At 73.4% G+C, this 699-nt stretch carries 1 protein-coding gene; it reads right to left on the bottom strand.

Annotated elements, in window-relative coordinates:
- Positions 1 to 699, bottom strand: a 699-nt coding sequence (locus FV222_RS28340; RefSeq protein WP_187277529.1) for an NAD-binding protein, incomplete at both ends; no start/stop codon positions are given.

Raw genomic sequence — 699 nt, 5'->3', positions numbered from 1 at the left:
GCCCGGGCCTCGGCGGTCTCCGTCGGCGGGCGGTCGAGCATGCGGCCGGCGGCTTCGCGGCGGTCGTTGCCGATGATGTCGCGGGTCTCGGCGCTGAGCGCGCGGGCGGGGCGCTGCGGGGCGGTGAGCGGCTCGGGCTTCATCTCGGCCACGCCGATGCCGCGCATCCAGCCGCCGCCCTCGGGCAACGCGCCGGCCTGCTGCAGCACGAGGCGGGCGACGTCGCGCTTGCGGACGTCCTCGACTCGCGCCGCGGCGTCGGCGGAGGACAGCCCGAGGCCCTCCAGGGTGGCGCGGCCGAAGGCGAGGGCGGATTCGGCGGTCTCGCGGACGACGTAGTCCACGTCGCGGTTCATCAGCTCCACGGCGTGCATCCGGTCGTAGGCGCGGACGTAGGTGCGCACCGACTCGAACTCCTCGTGGACGATGTCGACGATCTTCAGGCTCGCCTCCGCGTCGTCGAGGCACAGGCAGACGAGGTCGACCCGGCCGATGCCGGCGGCGCGCAGCACGTCGAGGCGCGTGCCGTCGCCGTAGTAGATCCGGAAGCCGAAGCGCGAGGCCGAACGGATCTGCTCCACGTCCTTGTCGATCACGGTCACGCCGACGCCCTCGGCGAGCAGAACCTGCGTCAGGATCTGCCCGAACCGGCCGAAGCCGATCACCAGCACGCGCGCCTCCGCGCTCTCGACCACGTCC

The sequence above is a fragment of the Methylobacterium sp. WL103 genome, assembly GCF_008039885.1.
GTDB lineage: Bacteria > Pseudomonadota > Alphaproteobacteria > Rhizobiales > Beijerinckiaceae > Methylobacterium > Methylobacterium cerastii.
The sequence above is the reverse complement of the archived record's forward strand: the minus strand, read 5'-3'. Positions and strand labels throughout refer to the sequence as shown.